General features: G+C 74.4%; 24 protein-coding genes and 1 riboswitch. Of the genes, 11 read left to right on the top strand and 13 right to left on the bottom strand.

The annotated features are described in order from the left end of the window. Positions 1-239 precede the first annotated feature (239 nt). Complete coding sequence (locus BM051_RS08595) at positions 240-3,035, top strand: AfsR/SARP family transcriptional regulator (protein ID WP_092529461.1); 2,796 nt, start codon at positions 240-242, stop codon at positions 3,033-3,035. 343 nt (positions 3,036-3,378) lie between these two features. Here the strand turns inward: BM051_RS08595 and BM051_RS08590 are convergent, their stop codons facing one another. The 3 genes from BM051_RS08590 to BM051_RS08580 form a co-directional block, all read right to left on the bottom strand. Then, complete coding sequence (locus tag BM051_RS08590) at positions 3,379-4,254, bottom strand: hypothetical protein (protein WP_092529688.1); 876 nt, start codon at positions 4,252-4,254, stop codon at positions 3,379-3,381. 50 nt (positions 4,255-4,304) lie between these two features. Next, entirely contained in the window at positions 4,305-4,811 is a 507-nt protein-coding gene (locus BM051_RS08585; protein ID WP_092529460.1) for a DUF6932 family protein, read from the bottom strand. 505 nt (positions 4,812-5,316) lie between these two features. Then, a complete protein-coding gene (locus BM051_RS08580; RefSeq protein WP_092529459.1) occupies positions 5,317-6,129 on the bottom strand; it encodes an SGNH/GDSL hydrolase family protein in 813 nt (270 codons plus the stop codon). A 292-nt stretch (positions 6,130-6,421) separates the two neighbouring features. Between BM051_RS08580 and BM051_RS08575 the strand changes: the two genes are divergently transcribed. Beyond that, positions 6,422-7,084 (top strand): DUF3159 domain-containing protein, encoded by a 663-nt coding sequence (locus BM051_RS08575; protein ID WP_092529458.1) that lies wholly within the window; start codon positions 6,422-6,424, stop codon positions 7,082-7,084. Here BM051_RS08575 and BM051_RS08570 read toward each other — a convergent pair. Further along, positions 7,081-8,052 carry an N-acetylglucosamine kinase gene (locus BM051_RS08570; RefSeq protein WP_092529457.1) on the bottom strand — a complete coding sequence of 324 codons (972 nt, stop codon included), beginning with the start codon at positions 8,050-8,052 and terminating at the stop codon, positions 7,081-7,083. The two genes, BM051_RS08575 and BM051_RS08570, sit on opposite strands and share 4 nt — an antisense overlap. Further along, positions 8,052-9,101, bottom strand: coding sequence for an SIS domain-containing protein (locus BM051_RS08565; RefSeq protein ID WP_092529456.1), 1,050 nt, complete (start codon positions 9,099-9,101; stop codon positions 8,052-8,054). The genes BM051_RS08570 and BM051_RS08565 overlap by 1 nt, the downstream gene beginning before the upstream one ends. A 190-nt stretch (positions 9,102-9,291) precedes the next feature. Here BM051_RS08565 and BM051_RS08560 point away from each other — a divergent pair, with 190 nt between their 5' ends. The 3 genes from BM051_RS08560 to BM051_RS28955 all read left to right on the top strand — a co-directional run bounded on the left by BM051_RS08560 (position 9,292) and on the right by BM051_RS28955 (position 12,665). Continuing rightward, positions 9,292-10,050 (top strand): GntR family transcriptional regulator, encoded by a 759-nt coding sequence (locus BM051_RS08560; protein WP_092529455.1) that lies wholly within the window; start codon positions 9,292-9,294, stop codon positions 10,048-10,050. Between the two features lie 77 nt (positions 10,051-10,127). Then, entirely contained in the window at positions 10,128-11,549 is a 1,422-nt protein-coding gene (locus tag BM051_RS08555) for an MFS transporter (RefSeq protein ID WP_243859264.1), read from the top strand. A 159-nt stretch (positions 11,550-11,708) separates the two neighbouring features. Continuing rightward, entirely contained in the window at positions 11,709-12,665 is a 957-nt protein-coding gene (locus BM051_RS28955) for a hypothetical protein (protein ID WP_092529454.1), read from the top strand. A 165-nt stretch (positions 12,666-12,830) separates the two neighbouring features. Here BM051_RS28955 and thiE read toward each other — a convergent pair whose 3' ends face one another. Further along, positions 12,831-13,508 carry a thiamine phosphate synthase gene (gene thiE / locus BM051_RS08545; RefSeq protein ID WP_092529453.1) on the bottom strand — a complete coding sequence of 226 codons (678 nt, stop codon included), beginning with the start codon at positions 13,506-13,508 and terminating at the stop codon, positions 12,831-12,833. Between the two features lie 45 nt (positions 13,509-13,553). Then, on the bottom strand, positions 13,554-14,543 hold the full coding sequence (locus BM051_RS08540) for an o-succinylbenzoate synthase (RefSeq protein WP_092529452.1): 990 nt from the start codon (positions 14,541-14,543) through the stop codon (positions 13,554-13,556). Between the two features lie 62 nt (positions 14,544-14,605). Next, positions 14,606-14,711, top strand: a riboswitch (TPP riboswitch). Between BM051_RS08540 and thiO the strand changes: the two genes are divergently transcribed. From thiO to BM051_RS08520, 4 genes are all read left to right on the top strand, one after another. Then, positions 14,700-15,845 carry a glycine oxidase ThiO gene (thiO, locus tag BM051_RS08535; RefSeq protein WP_424923236.1) on the top strand — a complete coding sequence of 382 codons (1,146 nt, stop codon included), beginning with the start codon at positions 14,700-14,702 and terminating at the stop codon, positions 15,843-15,845. (Overlaps the previous riboswitch by 12 nt.) Further along, positions 15,846-16,046, top strand: coding sequence for a sulfur carrier protein ThiS (thiS, locus tag BM051_RS08530; protein WP_092529451.1), 201 nt, complete (start codon positions 15,846-15,848; stop codon positions 16,044-16,046). 1 nt (position 16,047) lies between these two features. After that, on the top strand, positions 16,048-16,824 hold the full coding sequence (gene thiG / locus BM051_RS08525) for a thiazole synthase (RefSeq protein ID WP_092529450.1): 777 nt from the start codon (positions 16,048-16,050) through the stop codon (positions 16,822-16,824). 95 nt (positions 16,825-16,919) lie between these two features. Further along, positions 16,920-17,354, top strand: coding sequence for a MarR family winged helix-turn-helix transcriptional regulator (locus BM051_RS08520; protein WP_092529449.1), 435 nt, complete (start codon positions 16,920-16,922; stop codon positions 17,352-17,354). A 402-nt stretch (positions 17,355-17,756) separates the two neighbouring features. Here the strand turns inward: BM051_RS08520 and BM051_RS08515 are convergent, their stop codons facing one another. The 5 genes from BM051_RS08515 to BM051_RS08495 all read right to left on the bottom strand — a co-directional run bounded on the left by BM051_RS08515 (position 17,757) and on the right by BM051_RS08495 (position 22,919). After that, on the bottom strand, positions 17,757-18,581 hold the full coding sequence (locus BM051_RS08515; protein ID WP_092529685.1) for an ion transporter: 825 nt from the start codon (positions 18,579-18,581) through the stop codon (positions 17,757-17,759). A 67-nt stretch (positions 18,582-18,648) separates the two neighbouring features. Beyond that, on the bottom strand, positions 18,649-19,491 hold the full coding sequence (thiD, locus tag BM051_RS08510) for a bifunctional hydroxymethylpyrimidine kinase/phosphomethylpyrimidine kinase (protein ID WP_092529448.1): 843 nt from the start codon (positions 19,489-19,491) through the stop codon (positions 18,649-18,651). Positions 19,492-19,563: 72 nt separating this feature from the next. Next, entirely contained in the window at positions 19,564-20,388 is an 825-nt protein-coding gene (gene thiD / locus BM051_RS08505; RefSeq protein ID WP_092529447.1) for a bifunctional hydroxymethylpyrimidine kinase/phosphomethylpyrimidine kinase, read from the bottom strand. Continuing rightward, positions 20,385-22,046 carry a phosphomethylpyrimidine synthase ThiC gene (gene thiC / locus BM051_RS08500; RefSeq protein ID WP_092529446.1) on the bottom strand — a complete coding sequence of 554 codons (1,662 nt, stop codon included), beginning with the start codon at positions 22,044-22,046 and terminating at the stop codon, positions 20,385-20,387. Before thiC ends, thiD (BM051_RS08505) begins: the two co-directional genes overlap by 4 nt. A gap of 318 nt (positions 22,047-22,364) precedes the next feature. Then, positions 22,365-22,919, bottom strand: a complete 555-nt coding sequence (locus BM051_RS08495; RefSeq protein WP_092529445.1) for a peptide deformylase — start codon at positions 22,917-22,919, stop codon at positions 22,365-22,367. A gap of 184 nt (positions 22,920-23,103) precedes the next feature. On the opposite strand from BM051_RS08495, the gene BM051_RS08490 reads away from it, so the two are divergent. Next, positions 23,104-23,430, top strand: coding sequence for a DUF3263 domain-containing protein (locus BM051_RS08490; RefSeq protein WP_092529444.1), 327 nt, complete (start codon positions 23,104-23,106; stop codon positions 23,428-23,430). Beyond that, complete coding sequence (locus BM051_RS08485) at positions 23,427-24,089, top strand: LytR C-terminal domain-containing protein (protein WP_092529443.1); 663 nt, start codon at positions 23,427-23,429, stop codon at positions 24,087-24,089. Before BM051_RS08490 ends, BM051_RS08485 begins: the two co-directional genes overlap by 4 nt. 202 nt (positions 24,090-24,291) lie before the next feature. On the opposite strand, the gene BM051_RS08480 is transcribed toward BM051_RS08485, so the two are convergent. After that, positions 24,292-26,535 carry an AAA family ATPase gene (locus BM051_RS08480; protein WP_092529442.1) on the bottom strand — a complete coding sequence of 748 codons (2,244 nt, stop codon included), beginning with the start codon at positions 26,533-26,535 and terminating at the stop codon, positions 24,292-24,294. Positions 26,536-26,583 lie beyond the last annotated feature (48 nt).

Below are 26,583 nucleotides of genomic sequence, written 5' to 3'. Positions count from 1 at the left end.
CGCGCCGCCGCCGGCGACGCACTCGGCGGCCCGTCCTGCGAGGTCGCTGACCGGCAACACCGGGTGGACCCCTGGCCAGCAGATCGGGACTGGTGGCCAGGGGCCTATCTGTTTCGTCCTGTTTGCCCCGTCGGCAACCATTCGGCCAGCCGGTGGAGATCGCTCCGAACCTCCCACGGGGACCGTCGCTTCGCGATACCGTGCCGCCATCGCTGAAGAACGACCGTGGGGGAGCGGACGTGAACGAAGGCGATCTCGACACGCCTGACGTGCGAATTCAACTTCTGGGGCCGGTGCAGCTGGTGGTCGACGGTCGGCCGGTCCCGGTGGGGGGACCGGGAGTGAGGGGGCTGCTGGCGCTGCTCGCGCGAGACGTCAACAAGGTGGTCACCCTCGACGACATCATCGACGCGCTGTGGGGGCACGACCCGCCGGCGACGGCGCGCACCATCGTGCACGGCAACGTCTCGCACCTGCGCAGGGTGCTGCGGTCCGTGTACGGCCCCACCGGTGCCGAGCGGTCCGGCGCGGTCCGGGTGCGCACCACGCCCAACGGGTACCAGCTCGCGGCCGATCCCGAACGGGTCGACGTGCACCGGGCCAGAGCGCTGCTGAACCGCGCGGCGGCCGCGGCACCGGCCCGGCGCGCCGAGCTGCTGCGGGAGGCGCTCGCACTGTGGCACGGCCGGGTGCTCGGTGGTGTCCCGCGCCCGCTGGCGGTGCCGGAGCTGGAGGAGCTGCGGCAGGCGGTGCACCGCGCGCGGGTGGACGCCGACCTCGAGCTCGGTCGGCACGCGGAGCTGATCGCCGAGCTGGCCCCGTTGGTCCGGGAGAATCCGGCGGACGAGCGGACCGTGGGCCAGCTCATGCTCGCGTTGTACCGGGCCGGCCGGCGCGCCGACGCGCTCGACGTGTACCGGCAGGTGTCCCGGCAGGTCACCGACCGGCTCGGGCTCGACCCCGGGCCGGAGCTGCGCGCGCTGCACGACCGGCTGCTGCAGGACGACCTCGCGGAGCCCGCCGGGACCGGCAGGGTGGTGCCCGCGCAGTTGCCGGCGGCGGTGCCCCGGCTCACCGGGCGGGAGGTCGAGCTGGCGTGGCTGGACCGGCTGCGCGCCGGCGCCGGCGAGGGCGGCCCCGCGGTGGGCGTGGTCACCGGCCCGCCCGGCGTCGGGAAGAGCGCGATGGTGGTGTGGTGGGCGCACCGCGCGGCCGCCGCGTTCCCGGACGGGGTGCTCTTCGCCGCGCTGCGGGGCTTCGACCCACGCCAGCCGGCGTCGCGGCCGGCGGAGGTGCTCACCCACTTCCTGACCGGGCTCGGCGTGGCCGGCCCGGACGTGCCGGAGCGACTGCCCGAGCGGCTCGCGCTGTACCGCTCGCTGCTGGCCGGGCGGAGGATGCTCGTGTTGCTGGACGACGCGAGGTCGGCCGAGCAGGTGCGGCCGCTGCTGCCGACCGGCGGCGGGTCGGTCGCGGTGGTGACCAGCAGGGCCCGGCTGGACGGGCTGGTCGCGAGCAACGCGGCCAGAGTGCGCACCCTGGACGTGCTGCCGGCCGCCGCGGCGGTGGGGATGATCGAGGAGCTGGCCGGCCCCGGCGAGGGGCGGGCGCGGTTGGCGGAGCTGTGCGGGTACCTGCCGCTGGCGTTGCGGATCGCCGGGGCGCGGCTCGCGGCCGGGCCGCACTGGGCCGCCGACGACCTGCTGGCCGAGCTGGCGAACGAGCGCACCCGGCTGGCCGCGCTCGACCTGGACGGGACCGACACCAGCGTCCGCGCCGCGCTCGACGTCTCGTGCCGGGGCCTTCCCGGCGAACTGGCCGAGACGTTGCGGGTACTCGGCGCGCTGGCCGTGGACTCGGCGGGGCCGTACCTGGTCGCCGCGGTGTGCGACATCGGCGTGCCGGAGGCCCGGCGCCGGCTGCGCGCGCTGGCGGCGCAGCACCTGCTGGCCGAGCCGCGGCGGGACGGCTTCGTCCCGCACGACCTGGTCCGGCTCTACGTTCGCGAGCTGGCGGAGGCCGAGCTCGACGCGGAGGCGCTGACCGAGGTGCTGGCGCGGTCGCTGCGGTACCACCGGGCGGTGGCCGACCGGGCGCGGCGGCGGTTGCTGCGGATCGTGGACCCGCTCGACTTCACCGACCTGTTGCCGGACGCCGCCGTGCCGCCGCTGGCCGATGTGGACCAGGCGCTGGAGTGGTTCGCCGGGGAGTGGGCGAACGTCGTGGCGACCATCCGACAGGCCATGGCGGCCGGGCGGTACGAGGAGGCGTGGCAGCTCGCCAGGGTGGCGCACACCTACCAGGTGGTGCGGTCGTGCTGGGACGAGTGGTGGGAGTTGGTCGAGCTCGGGCTGACCGCGGCACGCGAGTCGGGCAGCGCGCTCGGCCGGTGCTGGCTGTTGATCTCCCGGTGCGCGGTGGCGCTGACCTTCGGGCTGGACGAGGGCAGCCTCACCGACGCGCAGGAGGCACTGGAGATCGCCCGCGACCTCGGCGACGACCGGTTGGTGATCTCGGCGGAGATCCATCTAGGGTGCGCGCTGACCCAGTGGGAGCGCTACGACGAGGCGATCGCCAGCCTGCGGCGGGCGATCGAGGAGACCGAGCGGTTGGGCGACCTCGCGTTGCGGGGGCAGGCGTTGAACAACTGCGCGGAGGCGGAGAAGCGCTCCGGCCGGCTCGCCGAGGCGATCGGGCACCAGTTCGGCGCGTTGGAGATCGACCGAACCCTCGGCGACGACGGGTACGCGGTGGTGTCGCTGAACAACCTGGCCGAGCTGCACCTGGCGATCGGGGCACACGAGGAGGCGGAGCGGTACGCGGAGGAGGCGATCGAGCTCGCGGAGGCGCGGGGGTTCACGTTGCAGGAGGGAGTGGCCCGGCGGACGCTCGGGCGGACCCTGCGGGCGCGCGGGGACTTCGCTGGCGCGCGTGAGCAGCTCATCGTGTCGCTGGAATTACACGAACGAGTGAACCCGAAGTTGGTTGACGACATCCGGAACGAGATCTCGGAACTGCCGCCGTTCGGCACTTAGCGAACGTTTAGTGACGGCGCGGCCGTTTGGAGTACGGTCTCGAACCGGTGCCGAGGGCAGCGGTCTCGGGGGAGAGGCCGCTGTGGGAGGTGCCCGCCGCGGGTACAGGGGAGGGTCCCGCGGTTCGCGACGGATTCGCAGGGGGTCCGTCACCGCCGGCCGGCGCTCTCTTTAGGGGGAGGCGCCGGCCGGTCACTTACTTTCGGGGATCTTCGGGAGCCCCGCGGACGACGCCACTGGCCAACGCGGCGACGGGAACGGCGAACACGCGTGCATGGAACGCGGACACGCGTGCACGGAACGCGGACACGTGCGCGCAGGGCGCGGACACAGCTGCGCTGGGTTAGTCGAAGAGGCTGGTTTCGGAGCGGATCTCGAGGAGTTCGTAGACCGGGCGGCCGCGGCGGCCGTCGATGGTGGTGGTGCGGACCACGCGGAGCCGGGCGGTGACCGGGCGGTCCAGGTTGAGCTTGATCTCGTCGAGGAGGTCCGGTGCCACCGCGCCCTGGATGGTGCTCCCCGTCTCCCGCTCCAGGTAGAAGATGCGCCGCCGGGTGCGGACGCCGTCGAGCCGGCCGGTGACCGTCTCGTACCCGACGTCCTCGCGGGACTCGCGCAGGCTGCCCTGGAGGATCCTGGCCTGCTCGGTGGTCATGCTGCGGGCCATCTCCTCGCCGGTGGTGGGCGTGAGGGTCAGCCCGATGCCGGCGTTCTTGGCGACCGCGTTCACGATGTCGCTCACCGCGTTGCGCACGGTCTCCCGCTGCAGCAGCACCGCGTCCAGCGCGCCGTCATCGGAGCCGTTCACCGGCAGGAAGTCGCACAGCTCCTTCACCGCGCGCTCGGACAGCGTCTCGATGCCGTCGTGGATCAGCGCGTCGTCGGCGGAGATGTCGGGGAACCCGAAGAAGATCGTGTTGCCCGCCTGCCCGCGCTGGATCAGCGGCGCCTTCTCCCGGTCGGCGGGCTGCACCGAGGTGATCTCGCCCTGCGGGTTGCGCACGATGTGGCCGATCTTCGCGGTGGCGTCCTGCAGCGCCCTGCCGATGTCGGAGAAGGTGTACGCGTCGAGCTGGGTGGGCCCGAGCATCGACACCCGCAGCAGCGGCGAGCGGCAGGTGCGCTCGAACTTCGCGTGCGCGGCCATCGCCGAGGCCCTGGCGAGGTCGTCCAGCCAGGTGCCGCCGGGGATGCCGTCCGCGATCCGGCGGAAGCTCACCCCACCCCAGCCCTGCGCCACCTCGGGGGCCGAGCCGGTCGAGCGTCCGATCACCACGTCACCTCCACGAACCCCTTGGCGAGCCCGTCCACCGGCCCGTGCGGCCCGCGCACCGTCGACCATGCCGCCGCCCACGCCTCCTCGTCGCCCGGATGGCAGAGGAAGCCGTCCAGCAGGCCGCCGACCGGTTGCACCTGGTCGAGGTACATCACCGGCTGCTCCACGATGACCCCGCGCAGCGTGAGCAGCCCGTAGAACGCCGCCCTGGCCGGGCCGTCCAGCCGTTTGAGGCTGCCCCAGTCGTCGGGCAGCAGCAGCACGTCGACGTCGTAGGGGCCGTCCTCGTACCGGGTGGTGAACCCGCCGCTGATCCACGCCCTGCCCGTCGGGACCAGCCGGGTCACCACGCCGAGGTACCCGCTCAGCGCGCCGAACAGGTTCTCCCGCTCGTTGCGCCGTGGCGCGTCCCAGACGCACCGTTCGTACAGGTCGGACAGATCGGCCGGATGCCGCCCGGGCGGGAGAAGGTTCTCCGCTGTCCAGTGCGGGAGCGGCATTCAGCCTCCTTGCCGTGCTCGTGGCGGACGACTCCGGCCGGGAAGGGCCTGCCAGGGTGGAAGGACGCGCCAGGTGGAACGCGCACCGCGGTGGTCGAACTTATCAGCTCCGCACCTCACGGCCCGAGCCCGGCTCGCGCTCCTCGGGTCGGGTCCGGCCGCGCGGGCCGCGTTGCGAGCAGCAGCGCGGTCACCGCGGCCCCAGCGTGAACGCGACCAGCAACCAAAGCCAGATCTGCCCGAACAGCCACGGCGTCGCGACCCCTCCCGCACGGCGCCCTGGCCTCGATCTCCACCTGCGGTCGTCCTCGCCGCCGGTGCGCGGGCGACGGGCCCGCCGACCGCGACGACGGTGCCCGGCGGTGCCTCGGCCAGCAGGGCGGCGACCTCCTCGGGCGCCCTGGTGCCCTCCGGGCGAGCTCGGCCAGCCACGGCGGGGCGACGTAGCCGGACGGTAAGCCCGAATGCGCGGGTCGCGCGATCCGAGCGCGTCCGGTGGTGGGGATCAGCAGGCTTGGCCGAGGCCGCCGCCGGGCTCGGCCTCGGCGGGGGCCTCGACCAGCGGCGCCAGCGTCGGCCGCTTCGGCCGCAGCCCGTCACCCATGGACCGGCCGCGCAGCTGCCGGCCGATCCACGGCAGCAGGTGCGTCCTGGTCCACTCCAGGTCGGACCGGCGCAGGGTGATCCAGTTGGCGGGCGAGTCGGGCTCCGGCCACGGCGCGCGCCAGTCGGCCTCGGTCGGCACGCCGAGCACCTCGGCGGTGCGCAGCGCGATCCGCCGGTGCCCCTCGGCGGTGAAGTGCAGCCGGTCGTCGCTCCACACCCGCGGGTCGTGCAGCGGGTCCATCGCCCACAGGTCGACGACCTTCGCGCCGTGCCGCTCGGCGATCGCCCACAGGTGCGCGTTGTAGATCCCCACCTTGCCGCGCAGGACGCTCATCACCGACATCGACTTGGTGTCCGGGCCGGTGAAGATCACCACGGTGATGCCGGCGGCGCGCAGCGCGGCCACCGCCTGCTCGAACTGCTCGGCGACGGTGTCCACGTCGGCGCCCGGCACGATGATGTCGTTGCCGCCGGCGCACAGCGTGACGAGGTCGGGCCTGATCTCCAGGGCGATCGGGAGCTGCTCGGCCACGATCTGGCCGAGCAGTTTGCCGCGCAGCGCGAGGTTGGCGTAGCGGAACTCGGGGCGCCCTTCGGCGAGGATCTCGGCCAGCCGGTCGGCCCAGCCGCGGAAGGTGCCGTCGGGACGCAGGTCGTTCAGGCCCTCGGTGAAGCTGTCACCGAGCGCCACGTAACTGTCGAATGTGCTCACGCTGCGTCTCCTCCCAACGGCGCGTGCCAAGAAGCAGCAATCCCCTGATCAAAACCTTGAGCATGCCCCGGCCGGTCCCAGCTACGCCACCGTCGGTTTGCTCGGATGTCATAGTCTCCCTAAGTCGGTGGCCGGGGCATCCGCATTACTCACCGGGCCTTGTGGGTGTGGTCAACGTCTCGCCCGGTACCGACCTTCCGGGTGGTTTCCGGCAGGCTGGAGGTGGTGTGGAGTCCCGCCCCGACCGGGCGGACGACCCGGACGAACCGACCGCCGGCAGTGAGGAGTGGGCGTGACCGAACGGGCCGTCACCGAGTCCGCCCCTCCCCGCGAGTCGCTGGCCGCGCTGCTCGGCGGCCGGCGGGGCGCGCTGGACGCGAGCCTGCCGCCGGTGGCGTTCGTGGTGGGCTGGCTGGTCACCGACCGCTCCATCGGCTGGGGCGCCGCCGCGGCGATCGCGGTGAGCGTGCTGGTCGGCGTGCTGCGGCTGGCCAGGGGGCGCAGGATCGGCGCCGTGCTGGTCAGCCTCGCGGCCGTGGTCGCCGCCGCGCTGATCGCGCTGCACACCGGAAGGGCCGAGGACTTCTTCCTTATCCAGCTGCTGTCCAACGTGGCCAGCGCGCTGCTCTGGGCGGTGAGCATCGTGGTGCGCTGGCCGCTGCTCGGCGTCGTGGTGGGCGTGCTGCTCGGGCAGAAGGCGCGCTGGCGGCGCGACCCCGCGCTGCTGCGGGCGTACTCGCGGGCGAGCTGGGTGTGGGTGTTCCTGCAGTACACGCTGCGCGTGGTGGTGTTCGGCACGCTGTGGTGGACCGGCCAGGTGGTGGCGCTCGGCGTGGCCCGCACGGTGCTGTCGTGGCCGCTGGTCGCCGTCACGATCGCGGTGAGCGGCTGGGTGCTGCACCGGACCCTGCCGAAGGACCACCCCGGCCTGCGCCGCCCCGTCGAGCAGCGCTAGCCGGTCGCGGTCGGGTGGGGGGTGTTCTCGCCGAAGGCGTCGACGGCGGCCAGGAACGCGGCGCCGAGCACGCCGTCCACGCTGGCGCGCACGTCCAGCCCGGCGAGCTTCGCCCTGACCCTGACGCCGACCGGGCTTGCGTCCCCCAGCACGCTGCCGACCAGCACCACCGGGGTGTCCTCGCCGGGCTCCCGCGCGGCCAGCGCGTTGCCCGCGAGCAGTTCCGCGGCGCGCTCCACGATCCGGTCGGCCGCCGGGTCGCCGGCCGCCTCGGCCGCGCTCACCAGCGGCGCGAACCGGGCCAGCCGGATCGGCGGCTCGGCGTTCACCACGGTGATCAACCGGCGGAACAGGTCGTGCCGCGCGGAGTCGGTCAGCTCGGTCAGCTCGGTCGGGTCGGTGACGGCGAGCGCCTCGGCGAGCACCGCGGCCGGCAGTCCGGTGACCGGGGCGCCCCGGCCGAGCACGTCCAGCGCCGCGCGCACCGCCTCCCGGCCGAGCCAGAACGCCGAGCCCTCGTCGCCGAGCAGCCAGCCGTACCCGCCGATCGTGGCGACCATCCTGCGCTTGCGGATCCGGCCGGCGATCGAGCCGGTGCCGGCGACCACCACCGTCCCGTCCGGGGCGGAGGTGGCCGAGGCGAACGCCGCCTCCGCGTCGCCGACCACCCGGACCGGGCAGCCCATCCGCAGCCCCGCCCACGCGCGCTCGAACAGCGCGGCGACCTCGGGGTCGGTCAGCTTGCTGGCCCCGGCCATGCCCTGCACACAGGCCCGCGTCGCCGCCGGGTCCAGCCCGTCCAGCGCCCGGCCGATGGCCTCGGCGGCGTGTGCCGCGGCCTCCGCCGGCGGCACCGAGTTCGGGTTGCCCGCGCCGGACCGCCCGCGGCCCAGCACGGTCCCGTCGTCGGCGACGGCCACCGCCCTTGTCGACGTTCCGCCGGCGTCCACCCCCACGACGTGCGCCATCAGCGCGTCCTGGTGATCTTGCGCAGGCCGCGCGGGCGGTCCGGGTCGCCGCCGCGGGCCAGCGACAGGCCCAGCGCGAGCCGCTGGATCGGCAGCACCTCCAGGATCGGGGCGACCTCCTCGGCCGTCTCCAGCACCGGGACGCTCAGCGCGGCCGGCACGTCGGCGGCGGCCGAGCCGACGGCCAGCACGTCGGCGCGGCGGGCGACCACGGCGTCCAGCACGTCGTGCATGGCCGCGCCGCCGCGGCCCCTGCTGGTCACCGCGAGCACCGCGGTCTCCTCGTCGACCGCGGCCACCGGGCCGTGCAGCAGGTCGGCGCCGCTGTAGGCGCGCGCGGCGAGGTAGCTGGTCTCGGCCAGCTTCAGTGCCGCCTCGGCGGCGGTCGCGTAGGAGTAGCCCCGGCCGGTGGTGATCACCCTGTCGACGAAGCGGTAGCGGTCCACGGCGTGCTCGACGGCCTCCGCCGACCCGTCCAGCGTCCGCCGGGCCCGGTCGCCGAGGTCGCGCACGTGCTCGGCCCGGCCGCCGCGGATGGCGTCCACCAGCAGGTACAGCGCCAGCAGCGTGGCGGTGTAGGTCTTGGTCGCGGCGACCGCCTGCTCCGGCCCCGCCGCGACGTCCACGGCCAGCTCCGCCGCGCGGGTCAGCGGCGAGGACGGTGTGTTGCTCACCGCGACGGTGAGCGCGCCCTGCCTCCGGGCCGCCTCGGTGACCTCGAGCAGGTCCGGTGAGCCGCCGCTCTGGCTCACCGAGATCAGCAGGACGTCCCGCAGGTCGGGCTCCGCGCCGTAGAGGGTGGCGGTCGACGGCGACACGAGCCCGGCCGGCAGCCCGAGCAGCACCTCGATCAGGTACTTCGCGTACAGCGCGGCGTGGTCGCTGGAGCCGCGCGCGGCCAGCAGCGCGAACCGGGGCGGCCGCCGGGCGATGTGCTCGGCGACCTCCGCGATGCCGGTTCGCCGCTCGACGAGGCCGGCCAGCACCTCCGGCTGCTCGGCCACCTCCGCGCTCATGTGCGCGCCAGGGCGCTGCTCACTGCTCGTCATCTCGCTCCACTCGTTCCCGGGCCGACATTCACCCAATGAGGTCTAGACCAATGCTATCCGCTCGCCCGCTACCTGCGAAGGGTACTTTTCTCCTCGGCGTGGTCCGCGGCGACGCGGAACGCGGCATGCTGTCAGGTGAGGGCGGGGCAACGGCGCCGGCACCGCCGAAGAGAGCCGTGAGGAGTCGGTCATGTTGGAGACGTCGCCACCCGGTGCGACCGGTGGGGCCACCGGCTCGCGTACCCAGCGCGAGCCGAAGTACTGGGCACTCAAGCAGCACCTGCTCGACCTGCTGGAGGCGCTGCCGGCGGGCTCGCCCATCCCCACCGAGCGGGCACTGGCCGGCGAGTTCAACGTCTCCCGCACCACCGTGCGGCAGGCACTGGCCGACCTGACCGTCGAGGGCCGGCTGCACCGGGTACAGGGCAAGGGCACGTTCGCCGCGGAGCCGAAGCTGGCGCAGCGGCTCCAGCTGTCCTCCTACACGGAGGACATGAGGGCGCAGGGCCGCGAGCCGTCGTCCAAGCTGCTCGAGCTGGAGGAGCGGGTCGCCGAGCCGGAGCTGGCGAAGCTGCTGGGCGTTCGGGCCGGCGCCAAGGTGCTCCGGCTGCGCCGGCTGCGGCTGGCCAACGCCGAGCCGATGGCGCTGGAGACCACCCACCTGCCGATGGCCCGGTTCCGCGGCCTGCGCAAGCACCTCTCGGCGGGCGCGTCGCTGTACGCCGTGCTGCGGGACCACTACGGCGTGGAGATGGAGCGCGCCGAGGAGACCATCGAGACCGCGCTGGCCGGACCGCAGGAGGCCGAGCTGCTCGGCGCCGACGTGGGCATGCCGATGCTGCTGCTGTCCCGGCACTCCTTCGGCACCGACGGCCGGCCGGTCGAGTTCGCCCGCTCGATCTACCGCGGCGACCGGTACAAGTTCGTCACCACGCTCAACCGGCCGTGACCACGCCCGCCGCCGCGCTGCGCTGGGGCACGCCGGCGGCCCGCGGGGTGCTGGCGACCACCATCCTCGGCTCCGGGATGGCCATGCTCGACGGCACCGTGGTCACCATCGCGTTGCCGCACATCGGCGCCGAGCTGGGCGCGACGATGTCCGGGCTCCAGTGGATCATGGATGGCTACCTGCTCGCGCTGGCCGCGCTGATCCTGGTGGCCGGTGCGCTCGGGGACCGGTACGGCCGGCGGCGGGTGTTCGTGCTGGGCGTGGTGTGGTTCGGCGCGGCGTCGTTGCTGTGCGGCCTCGCGCCCACCACCGAGCTGCTGGTCGCGGCCCGGGTGCTGCAGGGCGTCGGCGGCGCGCTCCTCACCCCCGGCTCGCTGGCGATCCTGCAGGCGTCGTTCGCGCGCGCCGACCGGCCGAGGGCGATCGGCGCGTGGTCCGGCCTGTCCGGCATCGCGGCGGCGGCCGGCCCCTTCGTCGGCGGGCTGCTGGTGCAGGCCTGGTCGTGGCGGTTGGTGTTCCTGATCAACCTCCCGCTGGTCGTGCTGTGCGTCTGGCTGGCCCACCGGTTCGTCCCCGAATCGTGCGACGGCCAGCGGGGCGGGCGGCCGCACCTGCCCTCCGCCGCGCTGGGCGCGCTCGGCCTCGCCGGGCTCACCGGGGCGCTGGTCGAGGCTCCGGCGCGCGGGCTCACCGACCCGCTGGTGCCGCTCGCCGCCGTGGCCGGCGTGCTGGGCCTGGCCGCGTTCGTCCTGCGCCAGCGGAGGTTGGCCGACCCGCTGGTGCCACCCGCGCTGTTCGCCGACCGGACGTTCACCCTGGCCAACGCGCTGACGTTCGTCGTCTACGCCGCGCTGGCCGGGGTGTCGATGCTCCTGGTGCTGCAACTCCAGGTGTCGCTGGGCTACTCGCCGACCGCCGCCGGACTCGCCGGCCTGCCGATCACGCTGGTCATGCTGGCGCTCTCCGGCCGCTCCGGCGCGCTGGCCCAGCGGATCGGCCCTCGGCTCCAGCTCGTGGTGGGCCCGGTGCTGATCGCCGCCGGAATGCTGCTGTTGCTGCGGGTGGAACCCGGCGCGAGCTATGCCGGCGCGGTGCTGCCGGCGGTGCTGGTGTTCGGGCTCGGCCTGGCCACGGTGGTGGCGCCGGTGACCGCGACCGTGCTCGCCGCCGCGCCGGACCGCTTCGCCGGGGTGGCGTCAGGAGTCAACAATGCCGTGGCCCGCTCGGGCGGGCTGCTGGCGATCGCGGTGCTGCCGGCGGTGTCCGGGTTGACCGGCGCGGCCTACGCCGACCCGGCCGCGCTCACCGCGGCGTGGCGGACCAGCCTGTGGGTGTGCGCGGGCCTGGCGGTGCTCGGCGGGATGCTCGCGCTCGGCGTGCGCCGCGAGGTGCTCGGCCCGCCCGAGCCGCCCGCGAGGGAGTGCCTGCACTGCGCGGTGGAGGGGCCGCCGACTCAGCTGCGCGCCGCCGGAAGGGCCGGCCACGTCAAGCCTTCGTGAAGCCCTGTGCGTCTACAAAGGATAGTGAGGGTGGCGCGGGTCACTCCGGGGCAACGCCGGGAGCGATTGAGTCGCCTTACCCGTTGAGAGTGGGGGAGATCCCCGGGGAGTGCGAGCGGATCGGACATCATGCGCGAGGAGAACGACAGAACGGAAAGGGTGAGGAACGCGACCGCCGAGCCGGAGGAGAAGAAGAGCTCGGGACTGAAGCCGGCACAGGTGTCCGCGGCGGCGCTGGCGGCGGTGACCGCGGCGTTCCTCGCCGGGCGGCTCGGCCTGTACGGCACCGTGCTGGGCGCCGGGATCATGAGCCTGGTGACCACCATCGGCAGCGAGGTCTACCTGCGCTCGTTGCGGCGGACCAAGGAGGCGGCGGCCCGGCGGGCGAAGCTGGTGACCGCGGTGCTGATCGACCCCGACGCGCGGCAGACCAAGGTGGAGACCCTCGCCCTGGACGACCAGGACGCGGGCCGGGCCACCGGCGCGGGCGCGTCGGCCGCCGCCGCGGGTGCCGGCGAGGCGGGTGCCGCGGACGGTTCGGCCGGCGCGGTGGCCGGCGGAGCGGACGGCTCGGCCGGCGCGGCGGCCGGTGGAGCGGACGGCTCGGCCGGCGGAGCGGCCGGTGCGGATGGGTCGGATGGCGCGGGCGCCCAGGGCGGTCTCGGCGACGCGGCGGGCTCCGTCGAGGGCGCCACCGAGGGTCCACTGGAGGAGAGGGGCCCGTGGTACCGGCGGCTGCGCTGGCCGCTGATCGTCGGGACCAGCGTGCTGGCGTTCGTGATCGGCATGGTGGTGCTCACCGGGTTCGAGCTGGCCACCGGGACCTCGGTGTCCGGCGGGCAGGGCAGCACCGTGGGGCAGATCGTCCGCGGGGGCGCCGAGCAGCACGAGGAGCGGCAGCGGGAGAACCGGCAGGACGACGCTCCGAAGGACGGGACGGTCGAGCCGACTCCGACCCGGCAGCCGGGCGCACCGGGCCAGGACACGGAGTCGCCGACCGCCACGACCACGGCGCCGACGACCGGCGGCACCTCGCGCACCAAGTCCACCGCCCCGACCACCCAGCCACCCGGCGGCGCCGAGCACCCCCCCGGAACCCCCGCCCCCCAGCCCTGACCCGTCCCACGGGCCGCTGTGTCCGCGCCCTGTGCACACGTGTCCGCGCGCTGTGCACACGTGTTTGCGCTCGACGTCACCGTGTTCGCCGGCCGCGTCGCCGTGTTCGCCGGCCGTCGCAACGGGGCTGGCGGCGGGGCGGGCGGATCTCGGGCGCCGGGCGCGTTACGTCAGGGCTTCCTTCAGTGCCGCGGCGGCGGCTCGGGGGTCCTTGGCTTCGGTGATGGCCCGCACGACCACGACCCTTCCGGCGCCCGCGGCCTGCACCTCGGGCAGCCGGTCCAGGTCGATGCCGCCGATGGCGAACCAGGGCCGCGGCTCGGCCACCTCGAGGGTGAAGTCGGCGACGGCGCGTACCAGGTCGAGCCCCGGCGCGGGCCGTCCCGGCTTGGTCGGCGTCGGCCAGCACGGCCCGGCGCAGAAGTAGTCCACGCCCTCCTCGGCCGCCGCCGCGCGGGCCTGCGCCGCCGTGTGGGTGGACCGCCCGATCACCGGCCGCTCGCCCACGATCCGCCGCGCGACGTGCACCGGCAGGTCGTCCTGCCCCAGGTGCAGCACGTCGGCGTCCACGGTCAGCGCGACGTCCGCCCGGTCGTTCACCGCGAGCAACGCACCGTGCCGCGCGCACGCCTCCGCGAGCACCTCCAGGGCGGCGATCTCCTGCCGCGCCTCCAGTGGCGCCCCGCCGGTCTTGTCCCGCAGCTGGATGACGTCCACCCCGCCGGCGAGCGCGGCGTCGGCGAACTCGGCGAGGTCGCCGCGGTCCCGCCGGGCGTCCGTGCACAGATAGAGCCGGGCGTCGGCGAGCCGCCGCCGGATCTGGTCACCACTGAGGCCAGGCATGATCGCGAGGGTATCTCGCGTTCGGCCCGGGCACCGGTCAAGGGCTCACCGCAGCCCCCGGACGCGCGCCAACCGGTTCCGCCACCACACCGCCCGCTCGGGATCGGTCGGCGCGTGGGCGTCGAGCAGGGCGGGGTCCGGCGTGGGCGGCGTGCGCGGCACCGGCAGGTAGCCGTCCACCGGGCGCAGCACTTCCGCCACGACGTCCCCCGCGAGCAGCGACAGCGTGCCCAACCCGCAGGCGAACCCCAGCTCGGGCAGCGCCCCGGCCAGCGCCAGCTCCGCCGCCAGGCCGACGCTGGTCTCCAGCGCCGACGACACCACGCACGGCAGCCCGGCGGCCTCCGCCACCCGCAGCGCGCGGCGCACCCCGCCGAGCGGCGCGCACTTGAGCACCGCCACGTCCGCCGCGCCGGCCACGGCCACCCGCAGCGGATCCTCGGCCCGCCGGATCGACTCGTCGGCCGCGATCCGCACGTCCACCCGCCGGCGCACGGCGGCGAGCTCCTCCACCGTCCGGCACGGCTGCTCGACGTACTCCAACCCGCCCGCCGCCCGGTCCAGCGCGCGGATCCGGGTCGCGGCGGTCTCGACGTCCCACGCACCGTTGGCGTCCACCCGCACCGCGCCGCCGGGCCCGAGCGCGTCCCGCGCGGCCGCCACCCTGGCGAGGTCCTCGGCCAGCGAGTCCCCGTGGTCGGCGACCTTCACCTTGGCCGTGCGGCAGCCCGACCGGGCGACGATGTCGTGCGCGCGGTCCGGCCCCACGGCCGGCACCGTGCAGTTGACCGGAACGCGGTCCCGCACCGGCTCGGGCCAGCCCTCGGCGCACTGCTCGACCGCGGTGGCCAGCCACGCCGCCGCCTCCCGGTCGGCGTACTCGGGGAACGGGCAGAACTCGCCCCACCCGGCCGGCCCCTCGACCAGCATCCCCTCCCGCACGGTGATCCCGCGGAAGCGCGTGCGCAGGGGGACGGCATAGCAGCGCGCGCCGGCGAAATCGACGTGGTCGGCGGGGCTTCTCGGCTCGGTCACGGGGTGCCATTCTCCGCCGGCGAGGGGAACTCGCACTCCGCGAGGTCACCCGCTACGGTGGAGGGCGTCCGCACGGGAGCCCGCGGCACGGGCTGAGAGGGAGCTGCCGCTCCGACCGTGGAACCTGATCCGGGTCATGCCGGCGCAGGGAGCGTGATCCTGGTGACCGACAACTCGAACCTCGCCATCGTCGGCGCCGGCGTCATCGGCCTTTCCGTGGCCTGGCGCGCGGCGGCCGCGGGGCATCGGGTCACCGTCCTCGACCCGGCGCTGCGCGGCCACCCGCCGGGGTCCGCCGCGCCGCCGCCGAACGCCTCCTGGCTGGCCGGCGGCATGCTCGCCCCGGTCACCGAGGCGTGGTTCGGCGAGGAGGCGGCCCTGCGGCTGGGTGAGGAGTCGCTGCGCCGCTGGCCCGACTTCGCCGCCGACCTGCGGGCCGAGGGCCACGACCCCGGACTGGCCACCGCCGGCACCCTGGTGGTCGCGGCCGACGCCGCCGACGCCGAGCAGCTCACCGAGCTGGCCGACTATCTGGAGTCGCTCGGCCGAGCGGTCACCCGCCTGCCCGGCCGGGCGCTGCGCCGGCACGAGCCCGGCCTCGGCCCGGCGCTGCGCGGCGGCCTGCTCGTTCCCGGCGACCTCGCCGTCGACAACCGCGCGCTGCTCACCGCCATGCTCGCCGCCGGGGCCCGGCGCGGGGTCCGGTTCGTCGCCGAGGAGGTCGTCGAGGTCGGGCCCGGCCTGGTGCGCACGGACGGCGCCACCCACCGCGGCGATGTCGTGGTCCTCGCCGCCGGCGCGTGGAGCGCGCGGCTGCACCCCGAGCTCGCCCATCGGGTGCGCCCGCTCAAGGGCGAGATCCTGCGGTTGCGCGCCCGCCGCACGACCCTGCCGCCGCCGGGGCACACCGTCCGCGCGGTGGTCGAGGGCCGCCCGTGCTATCTCGTGCCGCGCGCCGGCGGCGAGCTGGTCCTCGGCGCGACGCAGTACGAGGCCGGCTTCGACACCACGGTCACCGCGCGCGGGGTGCGCGAGCTGCTGGAGTCCGCCGAGCGGGTGTTCCCGGCGATCGCCGAGTTCGAGCTGGTGGAGACCGCCGCCGGGGTGCGCGCGGGCAGTGCCGACACCCTGCCCTACATCGGTGAGCTCGCCGACGGCGTCCTCGCCGCCACCGGCCACCACCGCAACGGCCTGCTGCTGGCGCCGGTCACGGCCGACGCCGTGCTGGCCCTGCTCTCCGGCGGCGACCCGCCCCCGCACGTCGCGGCCGCACACCCCCTGCGTAGTGAAGAGAGGGTCTGAATGGAGATTCACGTCAACGGCGAGGAACGCGAGTTCGCCGACGGCAGCACGCTGGCCCAGGTGCTCGACGAGCTGGGCGCCAACCAGCGGGGCATCGCCGTGGCGGTGGACGACGAGGTGGTGCCGCGCGCCGAGTGGGCGGAGCGCTCGCTCACCCCGGGCGCGCGGCTCGAGGTGCTCACCGCGGTGCAGGGAGGGTGACATGACGGACCATCCGGATGGCGCCGACGACCTCCTGGTCATCGGCGAGCACAAGCTCCGCTCCCGGCTGATCATCGGCACCGGTGGCGCGGCGAACCTCGCCGTGCTGGAGCGGGCGCTGGTCGCCTCCGGCACCGAGCTGACCACGGTGGCGATGCGCAGGGCCGACGCCGAGGGCCGCTCCGGTGTGTTGGACCTGCTCCGCCGGCTGGGCATCCGGCTGCTGCCCAACACCGCCGGCTGCCGCAGCGCGGCCGAAGCCGTGCTCACCGCGCGGCTGGCCCGCGAGGCGCTGGAGACCGACCTGGTCAAGCTCGAGGTGCATGCCGACGAGCGCACCCTGCTGCCGGACCCGGTGGAGACGCTGGACGCGGCCGAGCAGCTGGTGGCCGACGGGTTCACCGTGCTGGTCTACACCAACGACGATCCGGTGCTCGCGCTGCGCCTGGAGGAGGTCGGCTGCGCGGCGGTGATGCCGCTCGGCTCGCCGATCGGCACCGGGCTGGGCATCCGCAACCCGCACAACATCGAGCTGATCGTCGCGCGGGCCGGGGTGCCGGTGGTGCTCGACGCCGGCATCGGCACCGCGTCCGACGCGGCGCTGGCCATGGAGCTGGGCTGCGACGCCGTGCTGCTGTCCACCGCCGTGACCCGCGCGCAGGACCCGGAGCGGATGGCGTACGCGATGCGCTCGGCCGTGGTCGGCGGCCGACTGGCCCGGGGTGCCGGGCGGGTCCCGCGCCGGTTCTGGGCACAGGCGTCGAGCCCGCCGCGGTGAGCCCGCGAGGGCGCGCCCGTATGGTTGACGGCACTTTGCGGGCCCCGGCCACCCCCGGTGGGCCCGCCGCCGATTGCCGACCGCAAGGAGCGCACGTGAACTCGTCGCCGTCGCAGGACGTGTCCGGCAGACTGTTCCTCGCCGTGGGCCGGCTGTCCCGTTCGCTGCGCCAGGCCGGTACGCCGGGGCCGGGGCACGGCGCGATCTCCGCGCTGGCGACGCTGGTCAACCACGGGCAGCTCCGGCTCGGTGACCTCGCCGCGAAGGAGGGCGTCGCCGCCGCGACGATGTCCCGGATCGTCGCCGCGCTGGTGGAGGCCGGCTACGTGCGCCGCGAGTCGGACCCGGTGGACCGGCGGGCCTGGCTGGCCACCGCGACCGAGGAGGGCGAGCGGCTGCTGTCCGGGGTGCGGTCGACCCGGGTGCAGGAGCTGGCGAGGCGGATCGACCGGCTGAGCCCGGAGCACCGGAAGGCCCTGGAGGCCGCGCTGCCCGCGCTGGAGGCCCTCCTCACCGACGACGACGCCTGAGCGGTCGCGAGGGCACGTGTGCGGCCAGGGCGGAGCGCGCCGGAAGGTGCCGGCCCCAGGGGACAGCAGCGACCCGTACCGCGCCAGTGCTGGCGGACCTGTCGCGGGCGGTGCTTCCGGTGGTCGCGTCGGCCGCGTTCACCGCCGCTTCGGGTGCACCCCCGACCCCTTCTTGGCCGGCATCGTCTTACGGGCTGGGGCTCGCCTCAAGGGCGCCTTCGGCGTCGCTGCGCGATTCGCTTCGCTCACCCTTGACCGAGCCCCACCCCGCACAGGCCGGCAAGGACGAAGGGGACGGGGGAGAACCCAGGAGGCCAACGCCTCGGGCTTCTCGCGCGCCCAGGATCCGGACGAGCGCACCCACCCGGCGCGTGCGAGGCAGAGCCAGAAGAGGACGGGAAGCTAAGCCGGCTCACCGGTCGGCTCGGAACGCTGCGAGCGCAGGGCGGCGACCTCGGAGCGCAACGCCCGCAGCTCGGCGAGGATCTCGCTGTTGGCGTCGGCCTGCACCGCGGCCTGCTTGGCCTCCTCGGCGCGCATGTCGTCGCGCAGCTGGTCCTCCATCGAGCTGACCACGACGGCGATGAACAGGTTCAGCACCGCGAAGCTCGACACCAGGATGTAGCCGACGAAGAAGATCCACGCCATCGGCGCCTCGCGCATGACGTTGTCGGCGATCTCCGGCCACGCCTCGCCGGTCATCACCTGGAACAGGGTGAACAGCGAGGTGCCGAGGTCGCCGAAGTCGTCCGGCGCGATCGGGGCGAAGAGCTTCGTCGCCATCACCCCGGCGACGAAGATGATCAACGCGAGCAGCGCGGCGATCGACGCCATCCCGGGCACGGCGGCGAGCAGCCCGGACACCACCCGGCGCATCGACGGCACCACGGAGATCAGCCGGAGGATCCGCAGCACCCGCAACGCCCGCAGCACGGCGAACGGCCCGGCGGCCGGCACCAGCGCGATGCCGACCACCACCAGGTCGAAAACGTTCCACGAGTCGCGGAAGAAGCCGCCGCGGTAGGCGTAGAACTTGAGCAGCAGCTCGACCACGAAGATCGACAGCGCCAGGTAGTCGACGGTGTGCAGCAGCTGCCCGTACCCCGTCAGCATCCGCTGGGAGGTCTCCAGCGCCAGCGTGACGGCGTTGACGATGATCACCGCGATGATGAAGTGCTGGAACCGCCGGTGCTCCACGAGCTTCCGAACCCTGTCACGCCGCGTCACGCCGCAGCCCACCCCCTCGCTCCGCTGAACCCGAACCAGCGAAATGCTATCGGGGGACAGTGAATGCTCAGCGTTGTTCGCTCGGCGGCTCCGGGGCCAGCCGCCAGAACGCCGACACCGGCCCGACCTTCGCACCCATCGGGTAGGAGTGCCGCACCGCGTTGCCGACGAACCACTTCGCGAACCGGGCGGCCTCGACCAGCGCCATGCCGCGGGCCAGCCCGGCGGTGAGCGCCGAGGCCATCGCGTCACCCGCGCCGTGGGTGTGCGGCGTGGGCCAGCGCGGCCCGGCCAACTCGACGACCTCGGTGCCGGTGTGCAGCAGGTCCACGCACTCCGGGTCGTCGACCAGGTGCCCGCTCTTCACCAGCACGGCCCGCGGGCCGAGGTCGCGCAGTGCCTCGGCGGCCGCGCGCATCCCGGCGCGGTCGGTGACCTCGACGCCGGTGAGCAGCCGCACCTCGTCCAGGTTCGGGGTGAGCACGGTGGCCCTGGGCAGCAGCTCGTCGCGCAGCGCGGCCAGCCCGCCGGCGTCGAAGAGGGGATGGCCGTGCATCGACGCGGCCACCGGGTCGACCACGAACGGGATCGCCCGGTCCCTGCCGATGTCGGCCCGGTCGCACGCCTCCGCCACCGCGGAGATGATCTCGGTGGAGGCGAGCATTCCGGTCTTGGCCGCGCCGATCGGCATGTCCGCGGCCACCGCCTCGATCTGCCCGGCCACGATCCGCGCCGGGACGTCGGCCCGGTCGTGCACGCCCAGGGTGTTCTGCACGGTCACCGCGGTCACCGCGACCAGCCCGTGCACCCCGCAGGTGAGGAAGGTGCGCAGGTCGGCCTGCAGCCCGGCCGCGCCACCGGAGTCGGAGCCGGCGATCGTCAACGCCGCCGGAGGTGCCTCGTTCGCCATGCCCTCCAGTGTCTCGCCGGGCCGGCCCGGCCCGGGGTGCTCGGCCGGGTCCCGCCGAGGGGCCGACGCCGGTCAGTCCTCCGGGGCCAGCCGCCAGAACGGCGACACCGGGCCGACACCAGCGCCGAGCGGGTAGGACTCGGCCACCGCCCGCTCGATGAACCGCTTGCCCGCCGCCGCGGCGTCCGGTACGTCGAGCCCCTTGGCCAGCCCGGCGGTGATCGCCGAGGCGAGCGTGTCGCCACCGCCGTGGGTGTGCGGGGTGTCGTACCGCGGCCCGGCCAGCTCCACGTGCTCGGTGCCGTCGGAGAGCAGGTCCACGCACCGCGGATCGGTGTGCAGGTGTCCGCCCTTGACCAGCACCCACCGCGGCCCGAGCGCGAGCAACGCCTCCGCGGCCGCGCGCTGGCTGTCCGGCCCGGTCACCTCCATCCCGGTGAGCAGCCGCACCTCGTCGAGGTTCGGGGTGACCAGGGTGGCCCGCGGGAACAGCTCGGTGCGGATCGCCTCGAGCGCGTCCGCCCGCAGCAGCGCGTCGCCGTGCATGGACGCGGCGACCGGGTCCACCACGAGCGGCGCGGTACCGTGTAGTCCGATGTGGACATTGTCGAGGGTGCTCGCCACCGCGGTGATGATCTCCGCGGTGGCGAGCATCCCGGTCTTGGCCGCGTGCACGCCCATGTCCTCGGCCACCGCCCGGATCTGGTCGGTCACCACGTCCGCAGGGATCTCGGTGAACCCCCGCACGCCCACCGAGTTCTGCACGGTCACCGCGGTGATCGCGGTCATCCCGTGCACACCGCAGGCGAAGAACGTGCGCAGGTCGGCCTGGATCCCGGCGCCGCCACCGGAGTCGGAGCCGGCGATGGTCAGCGCCGTCGGTGGGCTCGTCGTCACGGCTTCTCGACCACGGGCAGGTAGACCTTGCCGCCGCGCTCGCCGAACTCCTCGGACTTCTCCCGCATCCCGGCCTCGATCGCCTCCACGCTGGACAGTCCGTGCTCTTCGGCGTACTTCCGGACGTCCTGGGTGATCCGCATGGAGCAGAACTTCGGCCCGCACATGGAGCAGAAGTGCGCCGTCTTCGCCGGCTCGGCGGGCAGCGTCTCGTCGTGGAACGAGCGCGCGGTGTCCGGGTCCAGCGACAGGTTGAACTGGTCGGTCCAGCGGAACTCGAACCGGGCCTTGGACAGCGCGTCGTCCCACTCCTGGGCGTGCGGGTGCCCCTTGGCGAGGTCGGCGCTGTGCGCGGCGATCTTGTAGGCGATCACCCCGGCCTTCACGTCGTCGCGGTTGGGCAGGCCGAGGTGCTCCTTCGGGGTCACGTAGCACAGCATCGCCGTGCCGTACCAGCCGATCTGCGCCGCGCCGATGGCCGAGGTGATGTGGTCGTAGGCCGGCGCGATGTCCGTCGCGAGTGGACCGAGTGTGTAGAACGGTGCCTCCCCGCAGAGCTTCTCCTCCAGCTCCACGTTCTCCTTGATCTTGTGCATCGGCACGTGGCCCGGCCCCTCGATCATCACCTGCACGTCGTGCGTGCGGGCGATGGAGGTGAGCTCGCCGAGCGTCTCCAACTCGGCGAACTGGGCCCGGTCGTTGGCGTCGGCGATGGAGCCCGGCCGCAGCCCGTCGCCGAGCGAGAACGTCACGTCGTAGGAGCGCAGGATCTCGCACAGCTCCTCGAAGTGCGTGTACAGGAACGACTCCTTGTGGTGCGCCAGGCACCACGCCGCCATGATCGACCCGCCACGGGAGACGATGCCGGTGACCCGGTGCGCGGTCAGCGGCACGTACCGCAGCAGCACGCCGGCGTGCACGGTCATGTAGTCCACGCCCTGCTCGCACTGCTCGATCACGGTGTCCCGGTACGCTTCCCAGGACAGCTTCTCCGGGTCGCCGCCGACTTTCTCCAGCGCCTGGTAGATCGGCACGGTGCCGACCGGCACCGGCGAGTTGCGCAGGATCCACTCCCTGGTCTCGTGGATCCGCCTGCCGGTGGACAGGTCCATGATCGTGTCGGCGCCCCAGCGGGTGGCCCACACCATCTTGTCGACCTCTTCCTCCACGGAGGACCACACGGCCGAGTTGCCCATGTTGGCGTTGACCTTCACCAGGAAGTTCTTCCCGATGATCGCCGGCTCGCTCTCCGGGTGCCTCCGGTTGACCGGGATGACCGCGCGGCCGGCGGCCACCTCCGCCCGGACGAACTCCGGGTCCACCCGCTCGCGGGCGGCGACGAACTCCATCTCCCTGGTGACCACCCCGGCCCTGGCCCAGCCGAGCTGGGTGTTGTGCTCCCTGCCGTCGATCCAGCCGGCCCGCGTCGGAAACAGTCCCTTGTGGACGTCGATCTCCACGTCCGGATCCGTGTACGGGCCCGAGGTGTCGTACAGGTCGAGGTGCGTGCCGTCGGACAGCTCGACCCTGCGGGCCGGCACCCGAAGGCCGGACTCGGTCTGGTGGTACACCTTGCGTGACCCGGTGATCGGTCCGGTGGTCACCGTCGGGCGGATGGCGGTCGAGTCGGTCGCGGCGGAATTCTCCAGCGTCGTCAAAGACGTTCACTCCCTACGCCGGCATTATCCGGTCAGGTTCATGCGGTCGGCGGCGCCGGGTGTCCCTCAGATGGACACCAGCCGCCCTCTCAGCCCGCCAAGGCGCGAGCTCCCGCGGTGTACTGGCGGGCAGACCCCGCCAGCTCCTCGATGTTCTCCGGGCCGCGCTCCTCCCGCCTTCGCTCCTCCCTCGCCGGGGCTCGGTCGGTGCTCGCCGGTCGTCGCGCGGCCGTATTCGGCTGTGCCTCGACCATGCCACGGCACCGGCGAGACCTCAACCCTCGACCGCGCTCCCCGGCGCCACTCGGACGGGTGGGGTCAGCGCGCCGGTGGCAGCCAGCTGTTGCCGGGCACGCCCCACTTGTTGCGCTTGAGCATCCGCTTGGCCTCGCGGGCGTGCCGGCCGACCAGCCGGTCCAGATAGAGGTAGCCGTCCAGGTGATCGGTCTCGTGCTGCAGGCAGCGGGCGAAGTAGCCGGTGCCCTCCACCTCGATCGGGTTGCCCTCGAGGTCGACGCCGGTGACCTTGGCCCAGCGTGCCCTGCCGGTGGGGAACGACTCGCCGGGCGCGGACAGGCAGCCCTCCCAGTCGTCGTCGGGGTCGGGCATGGTCTCCGGGATCTCCGAGGTCTCCAGCCTCGGGTTCACCACGAGGCCCTTGTGCCGGTTGCCCTCGTCGTCAGGGCAGTCGTAGACGAACACCCGCAGGTCGACGCCGATCTGGTTGGCGGCGAGGCCGACACCCTCCGCCGCGTACATGGTCTCGAACATGTCCTCGGTGAGCGTGCGCAGCTCGTCGTCGAACCGCTCCACCTCGCGGGTGGGGGTGTGCAGCACGGGGTCACCGGCGATGCGGATGGGGTGAACGGTCACTTCGGCGAGTCTAGAAGTGGCGCCGCGGAGGGTCAGCCGGGCCCCGATTGTCGGACCCCTGTGGTTGGCTCGTGACGCGCCGGGCGCGGTCCGGGGCCGGGCCGTCCCGCCGTGATCTAATGACGCGGCGGAACAACAACCGCGCGGAACGCAGCGAGCATCGGATCGGATTGCGAGGACGCAGATGGACGCCGCGGAGTCGATGGCGCACCGCCGCAACCAGCGCCAGCCGTCTCCGCCCGCCGATCCGCCCGCCGAAGGTCTCTCCGAGCGCGAGCTGGCCATGCTCGCCTTCGAGCGGCAGTGGTGGAAGTACGCCGGCGCCAAGGAGCAGGCGATCCGCGAGATCTTCGCGATGTCGCCCACCCGGTACTACCAGGTGCTCAACCGGCTGCTCGAGAAGCAGGAGGCGATGCGCGCCGACCCGATGCTGGTCAAGCGGCTGCGCCGGTCACGGACGAGCCGGCAGCGGGTACGAGCGGCCAAGCGACTGGGGATCGAGCTGTCATGAGCACTTCCAGTGGATTCGCCGGGCTGTCCCGGCCGGCCCGCGCCGCCGGCATCGGCCTGCTGGCGGTGGCCGCCGCCGCGGCCGTGATCGGCGGGGTGACCCTGCTGACCGGCAACGGCGACGGCGAGGACACGGCCGCACCGCCGCCGCCGGCCACCACCGCGCCGCCGAGCCCGACGGAGCCGCCGGGCACCACGCCGCCGGAGCCCGAGCCGACCTCGCCCACCGACACCACCCCGCCGGAGACCTCACCGGGCGACCAGCCGGGCGAGCCCGGCACTCCGCCCGCGCCCGGGCAGCCGGGCGGGCCGCCCGGTGACGGTGCCCCGAGCGACCAGCAGGCGTCCGCCAAGTGGGTGGCCGTGCGGGTCTACAACAACAGCACGACCAAGGGCCTGGCCACGCAGGCCGCCCAGGACCTGCGCAGCCAGGGCTGGAACGTCTCCGAGGTGGGCAACTACTCGTCCGGGATCATCCCGACCACCACGGTGTACTACCGCCCCGGCACCGACGAGGAGACCGCCGCGCGGGCCATCGGCGCCGAGTTCGGCATGCGGGTCGAGCCGCGGTTCGAGGGCATCGCCGACTCCAGCCCCGGGGTGATCGTCATCATCACCAACGACTACGGCAGCACCCCCAAGGGCAAGACCGGCAAGTAACCCACCCGGTGTGTTTGCCCTTCGCGTCGCCGTGTTGGCGTTCCACGGCTCGGGTCGCCGGACGTCGGCGCGGGAATCGGGCCGGCGCGGTGCCGCCCACGGCCAACGCGCCCACGCAACCCGCGAACACGCCGCCGCAGCCTGCCGACACGCTGACGTGGGTGGCGAACACGGTGACGTGGGTGGCGAACACGCGGGTGGGTCAGGGGGTGGTGCGCCGGGCGTAGGCCTCCAGTGCGGCGAGCTGCTCCGGGTCCAGTGACGGGCGCACCGCCGTGCGGGCGGTCGCCAGGTGCTCCGCGGTGACCTCGGTCGCCTCGAGGGACTCGCGCATCGCGGTCAGCGCGGCCTCCCGGACCAGCGCGGCGCAGTCCGCCGCCGAGTACCCGTCCATCCCGGCGGCGAGCTCGTCCAGGTCCACGTCGCCGGCCAGCGGGGTGTTCCGCGCCACCGCGCGGAGGATGTCCGCCCGCGCCGAGGCGTCCGGCGGCGGCACGTACACCAGTCGTTCCAGCCGGCCGGGCCGCAGCAGCGCCGGGTCGACCAGCTCCGGCCGGTTGGTCGCGCCGAGCACCATGACCTCGCGCAGCGGCTCCACCCCGTCCAGCTCGGTGAGCAGCGCGGCCACCACTCGGTCGGCCACCCCGGAGTCGGCCGAATGGCCGCGGCGCGGCGCGAGCGCGTCGATCTCGTCGAGGAACACCAGCGCGGGCGCGGCCTCGGCGGCCCGGCGGAACAGCTCCCGCACCGCCCGCTCGGACTCGCCGACCCACTTGTCCATCAGCTCGGCGCCCTTGACCGAGAACACGTTGAGCGCGCCGGTGCCGGCCAGCGCGCGCACCAGGAACGTCTTCCCGCCGCCGGGCGGGCCGTAGAGCAGCAGGCCACGGGGCGGCGCCACGCCGAGCCGGGCGAACGAGTCGGGGTAGCGCAGCGGCCACAGCACCGCCTCGGCCAGCGACTGCTTCACCTCGGCCATGTCGCCCACGTCGTCCAGCGTCAGGCCCCCGGTGGCCAGGGTGTCCGAGGTGGACATCGAGATCGGCCGAACCGTCGCCAGCGCGTCCAGCAGGTCCCGCTGGGAGATCTTCGGCTCGGCGGCGTCCCGCTGCCGCAGCGCCGCCCGCACCGCGGCGTCCCGGCGCAGCGCGATCAGGTCGGCCGCGACGAACCCGGGGGTGCGCTCGGCGATGGCGCCGAAGTCGATCTCGTGCTCCAGCGGCACCTCGCGGAGCAGGACGCGCAGCAGCTCGGTGCGGATCCGCGCGTCCGGCAGCGGCAGCGCGAGCTCCCGGTCGAGCAGGTCGGCCGAGCGCAGCCGGGGGTCCACCGACTCGGGATGGGCGGTGGTCGCCACCACGGCCAGCCGCGGCCGCCGCATCGCCGCCCGCAGCTGGTCCAGCACCACCGTCGACACCGGGGGCGGGCTGGTCGCCGGCAGCAACGCGTCGACGTCGGTGACCAGCAGGACGGCAGGGTCCTCCCCGGCGGAGGCGCGGGCGATGGCCTCGGCCACCCGCGCGGCCGCGGCGTCCGGCTCCAGCACGGCGACCCCGGGCGCGGCCAGCGCCACCGCCCGCGCGCCCTCGGCGTGCGCGACCGAGCGCACCAGGGTGGCCTTGCCGACGCCCTCCGGCCCGGACAGCAGCACCCCGAGCCGGCCGGACGTGCCCAGCCGGACCAGCAGGTCGGGCCGGTGGAAGGAGAGGTCGAACCACTCGGCGAGGCTGCGCGCCGCGGCTTCCGCACCGGCGAGGTCGGACACCGGTGGCGGCTGCTCCTCTGGCTCGTCGACCGCGGCGGGGGCCACCGGGGCGGCCGGCCGCTCGGCGCGTACCGGCTCCGCGGGGCGGGACGCCGGTGCGCCCGCGTTCCCTGCCCCGTCGCGCCAGCTCACCACGGTCGACGGTCCCACCGCGACCGGTCCGGCCGGCTCGGTGGCGGTCACCGTGAGCAGCTCGGTGGTCCAGGTCGTGCCGATGGCGTTCGACAGCCGGCTGCGCGCGGTCGGGACGTCCGCGCCCGGCGGTGGCGCGAGGTCCTGCGGCAGCAGCGACACCGCGTCGCCCACGGTGAGCACCTTCCCGATCAACGCCAGGCGCAGCGTGGCGGGCGGCAGCGAGAGGCTCGCCAGCCGCGAGCCGGCCACCGTGACCGTACGCGCGGCGCCGACCTCGACCGGGCTCAGCACGACCTCCGCGCCCTCGGCGAGCCCCAGGTTGGACAGGGTCACGTCGTCGGCGAGCACCACGCCCGGCGCCCCGCCGGGGGCGGCCGGCGCGGCGAGCGCGGCGGTGGCGCGGGTGCCGGTCACCCGCACCGCGTCCCAGGCCCGCAGGCCCAGCGCGTCGAGCACCTCGGGATGCAGCCGGACCACGCCGCGGCGGGAGTCGAGCGCGGACGGGTTGAGCCGGACGGTCAGCGTGAGCTGCGGCGAGTTGGTCACCGGCCCACCGTAGCGAGTGGGCTCGTGGCGGGTCGGAAGGATCTTCGG

Source organism: Amycolatopsis arida, from assembly GCF_900115565.1.
Lineage (GTDB): Bacteria > Actinomycetota > Actinomycetes > Mycobacteriales > Pseudonocardiaceae > Yuhushiella > Yuhushiella arida.
The sequence above is the reverse complement of the archived record's forward strand: the minus strand, read 5'-3'. Positions and strand labels throughout refer to the sequence as shown.

What these genes read in the sequence shown, in the direction of transcription:
- BM051_RS08585 (WP_092529460.1), bottom strand. Translation starts at nt 4,811, where the DNA reads ATGCCGCTCCCGCACTGGACAGCGGAGAACCTTCTCCCGCCCGGGCGG.
- BM051_RS08570 (WP_092529457.1), bottom strand. Translation starts at nt 8,052, where the DNA reads ATGGCGCACGTCGTGGGGGTGGACGCCGGCGGAACGTCGACAAGGGCG.
- BM051_RS08565 (WP_092529456.1), bottom strand. Translation starts at nt 9,101, where the DNA reads ATGACGAGCAGTGAGCAGCGCCCTGGCGCGCACATGAGCGCGGAGGTG.
- BM051_RS08560 (WP_092529455.1), top strand. Translation starts at nt 9,292, where the DNA reads ATGTTGGAGACGTCGCCACCCGGTGCGACCGGTGGGGCCACCGGCTCG.
- BM051_RS08555 (WP_243859264.1), top strand. Translation starts at nt 10,128, where the DNA reads ATGGCCATGCTCGACGGCACCGTGGTCACCATCGCGTTGCCGCACATC.
- thiE (WP_092529453.1), bottom strand. Translation starts at nt 13,508, where the DNA reads ATGCCTGGCCTCAGTGGTGACCAGATCCGGCGGCGGCTCGCCGACGCC.
- thiS (WP_092529451.1), top strand. Translation starts at nt 15,846, where the DNA reads ATGGAGATTCACGTCAACGGCGAGGAACGCGAGTTCGCCGACGGCAGC.
- thiG (WP_092529450.1), top strand. Translation starts at nt 16,048, where the DNA reads ATGACGGACCATCCGGATGGCGCCGACGACCTCCTGGTCATCGGCGAG.
- thiD (WP_092529448.1), bottom strand. Translation starts at nt 19,491, where the DNA reads ATGGCGAACGAGGCACCTCCGGCGGCGTTGACGATCGCCGGCTCCGAC.
- BM051_RS08490 (WP_092529444.1), top strand. Translation starts at nt 23,104, where the DNA reads ATGGACGCCGCGGAGTCGATGGCGCACCGCCGCAACCAGCGCCAGCCG.
- BM051_RS08485 (WP_092529443.1), top strand. Translation starts at nt 23,427, where the DNA reads ATGAGCACTTCCAGTGGATTCGCCGGGCTGTCCCGGCCGGCCCGCGCC.